Source organism: Microcystis sp. M53603_WE2, from assembly GCF_030065435.1.
In genome coordinates this window covers 1-3760 of the sequence record NZ_JASJFF010001059.1, presented here as the reverse complement: position 1 = coordinate 3760, position 3760 = coordinate 1, and the positions used below count along the sequence as shown (strand labels likewise).

At 46.8% G+C, this 3760-nt stretch carries 3 protein-coding genes; 2 read left to right on the top strand and 1 reads right to left on the bottom strand.

What is annotated here, in order from left to right; genetic code table 11:
- Positions 1-223: 223 nt before the first annotated feature.
- Positions 224-850, bottom strand: coding sequence for a DUF2301 domain-containing membrane protein (locus tag PX481_RS22305; RefSeq protein ID WP_004159461.1), 627 nt, complete (start codon positions 848-850; stop codon positions 224-226).
- A 148-nt stretch (positions 851-998) separates the two neighbouring features.
- Here PX481_RS22305 and thiO point away from each other — a divergent pair, with 148 nt between their 5' ends.
- Both thiO and PX481_RS22295 read left to right on the top strand, forming a co-directional pair.
- Positions 999-2975: a glycine oxidase ThiO gene (gene thiO / locus PX481_RS22300; RefSeq protein WP_288023457.1), complete on the top strand. Its 1977-nt coding sequence runs from the start codon at positions 999-1001 to the stop codon at positions 2973-2975.
- Between the two features lie 54 nt (positions 2976-3029).
- The coding region (locus PX481_RS22295) for an SAM-dependent methyltransferase (protein ID WP_288096098.1) at positions 3030-3760 on the top strand (731 nt) is incomplete at its 3' end.

Sequence of the window (3760 nt, the reverse complement as noted above, 5' to 3'; positions counted from 1 at the left end):
AGCTACTTTTTCCCTGAAAATTAGGTAATTGACCCCCTCAAAATCGGTAAAACCCCACACCCCACACCCTACACCCTACACCCTGCCCCTAGGAAAAACTTTTTCAGCAGACCCTAATTAAGCTTTTCAACATCGATAATGTACCTCTTGCGAACAGTAAACGCTATAATTGTGCCTCCCTACTTAGTTGAGACTCCGAGACTCCGAGACAGTTATCAGTTCATCAATGGTTAAGATGTTCAAAGACTGATTTATCACCGATATCGTTGGGGAGAGGTTGGCTTAACTTTCTCAGAGCAAAGATAACGAATAAAGTCGCCCAGAGAATTAATAGCCCCTTTTCCCAATTTAAGGGCAATATCCCCAAAAGATGACCGAGTAAAAGGGTGGGAACTAGAGGGGTTAAAAACTTGGTTTCTAGACGATTAAAACAAAAAGCTTCTTTGAAATAAATCCCCGTGAGACTAGCAAAAATAAAGCCCACACCGAATAAACTCACCGGATGGTTATAGACAAATTCTAGGGGAGAAAGGTGAGAATAGAGGCTGAAAATTAGGGAAGTAATCGCCCCGATTAGCCAAAAAAATTGCAGGAGACGATGGAGGGGAATTAAATAAATATGGATAGTCAATAAACTGATGCCTAACCCCAGACAAAAACCCATGTATAAAAGGTTAGTCAGGGGCAGTAATTGCGGTCGGGTGAGGACTATAATTGTAGCGACAGCGAAACTAAAAGCCGCTAAATTTAAACCCAGACGGTAGAGACGCACCCCTAGGCGATCGCTATCCGTAATCGTAAACTCTCCGAATTGACCTTGATAAACTCGATCGACAGCAGGGGAAGTCATAATGCTCTAAAGAAAAAGGGAAGCTTAGAAAAGATTGACTAAAAATCATCTTAATCTTAAATTATGCCAGTAGCCTCACTTCTCCCTCCTCTCGGCTGACTAATTGCGAGTTAGGATCAAGGTTACATTTCCTTTAGATTTTTAAGCCATGTCGTTGAACCAAGAATCCCTCGCTTTTAGCCATGGGAGGGTCAAGAACTCAACTAGCGAAATTTTGATCGTAGGCGGTGGTATCATCGGATTAGCGATCGCCGTCGATTTGCAATTGCGCGGGGCAAAAGTTACCCTCCTAGTTCGAGATATAGCTCAGGCCGCTAGTCGTGCGGCTGCGGGAATGTTGGCCCCCCATGCGGAGGGGATTCCCCCGGGTCCGTTTCTCGATCTTTGTCTGCGATCACGCTGGCTATATCCAGAGTGGAGCCGCAAAATCGAGGATTTAACGGGGATAAACAGCGGTTACTATCCCTGTGGTATTCTTGCTCCCGTTTACGAGCTAGATCAGCCTATTACTGCCAATACAGCTAATAAAATTTGGTTAGACAGCAATGCAGTTCACCTCTACCAACCCGGACTAGGTAAAGATGTGATCGGTGGTTGGTGGTATCCCGACGATGGACAAGTGGATAACCGGCAGCTAGTGACTGGGCTGCAACAAGCGGCCGAAAATTTAGGGGTAGAAATTCGCCAAGGCATAGAAGTCCACGCCATACAGCAAAAGCAGGGAAAAGTCAAGAGTATTTATACCTCAATTGGGGAATTAGAAGCAAAAATTTACATTTTAGCGGCGGGATCCTGGACGAGTCAACTTTTACCCCTCCCTATCCATCCCGTCAAAGGTCAAATGGCCGCAGTAAAAATGCCCCCTAACCAGACCTTAGCTAGGGTTTTATTCGGTCCGCAAACCTATCTGGTTCCCCGTCGCAATGGTCGTTTAATTATCGGGGCCACTTCCGAAAAAGTGGCCTGGCAAACGGGTAATACACCCCAAGGACTACAAGCCCTTTTTGCGCGCGCTACCCGTCTCTATCCCCCTTTAGCTGACTGGGAAATCGAGGAAATGTGGTGGGGATTCCGTCCGGGTACAGCGGATGAATTGCCCATTTTAGGCCGCAGTAGCTGTGATAACCTGATTTTAGCTACTGGTCACTATCGCAATGGCATTTTACTCGCTCCCGTCACTGCTTCCTTGATTGCTGACCTGGTGATTAATGACAAAGTTAATCCCATTTTGACCCATTTTAGCTGCGATCGCTTTAATCAACCATCACCCATTACTATTCCATCTATGTCCTTAACTATTATTGAGAATAAACCCCAAGCACTTTTATCGCCCCAGAATGATCGCCTCACCATTGCCGGGAAAACCTTTCACTCCCGCTTGATGACTGGGACTGGCAAATATGCCAATCTGACGACTATGCAGGAAAGTATTAGTGCCAGTGAATGTCAGATTGTCACCGTCGCCGTTAGACGAGTACAAACGAACGCACCCGGCCATGAGGGATTAGCAGCGGCGATCGATTGGTCGAAAATCTGGATGTTACCCAACACTGCTGGTTGTCAAACGGCCGAAGAAGCGATTCGGGTGGCCCGTTTAGGGCGAGAAATGGCCAAATTATTGGGACAGGAAGACAATAACTTTATTAAACTCGAAGTTATTCCCGATCCTAAATATTTATTACCCGATCCGATCGGAACTTTGCAAGCGGCGGAACAATTAGTTAAAGAAGGTTTTGCCGTACTGCCCTATATTAACGCCGATCCTCTCTTAGCCAAACGTTTAGAGGAGGCTGGCTGCGCCACGGTTATGCCGCTGGGATCGCCGATCGGGTCGGGACAGGGGCTGAAAAATGAGGCAAATATCGCAATTATCATCGAATCGGCCCAAATTCCCGTGGTGGTAGATGCCGGGATCGGTACACCCTCAGAAGCGGCCCGGTCCATGGAAATGGGTGCGGATGCTTTATTAATTAACAGTGCGATCGCTATGGCGGCCAATCCAGCTATGATGGCCCAAGCCATGGCAATGGCAGCAAAAGCGGGACGTTTAGCCTATTTAGCGGGAAGAATGCCGATTAAGTCCTATGCTAGTCCTAGTTCCCCCCTGACGGGAACGATCGCCTAACCGATTAAGCTAGGAATGGGCTGTTTTCAGCTATTAGAGCCAGCAAAAATCTCTATGACTACAGACAATCAAACTGAGTATGTTGCCGCTTTAACTGATTTACACCGCGGACTTGACCGTAAAGGGCCCGGCGACTCTGACTTCTCCCTAAAAATTTTGAGTAATCTCTCTATTTTGCCCCTCAAGCCGCGAATTGCCGATCTAGGATGTGGAAGTGGTGCTAGTGCTTTACTGCTGGCACAATACTACCAAAGCCCTGTCATGGCAGTGGATTCCTCGTCGGTTTTTATCGACGAACTCAAAACCCGAGCAAAACAGCTTGGTCTTGAGCATTTAATCATTCCAATTCATGGTGACATGGCTAAACTTGATTGGTCAGTGGGTTCAGTTGATCTACTTTGGTCTGAGGGGGCTGCTTATAATCTTGGGTTTGAGCAGGCTCTTAAAATCTGGCGACCGCTTGTTTCTAACAACGGGATCGCCGTCATCTCGGAGATGAGTTGGTTTACTGATGAGCTGCCAGAGCCGGCTGTGGCCTATTGGCAAAACGCCTATCCTATGATGGGTAATGAGTTTGAGAATATCGTTCGGGCTAATAGGTCTGGTTTTAAGGTACTTTCTACCCAGAGGCTGCCCAGTCAGCTTTGGTGGCTAAATTATTATCAACCTCTCCGTGAGCGAATCGGGCAGCTGGAAATCAGCCCAAGTAGCTCATCGGTTATTCGTGAAACCGAAGAAGAGATGAAACTTTTTGAGAAATTCAGCAACTTCTATGGTTATACCTT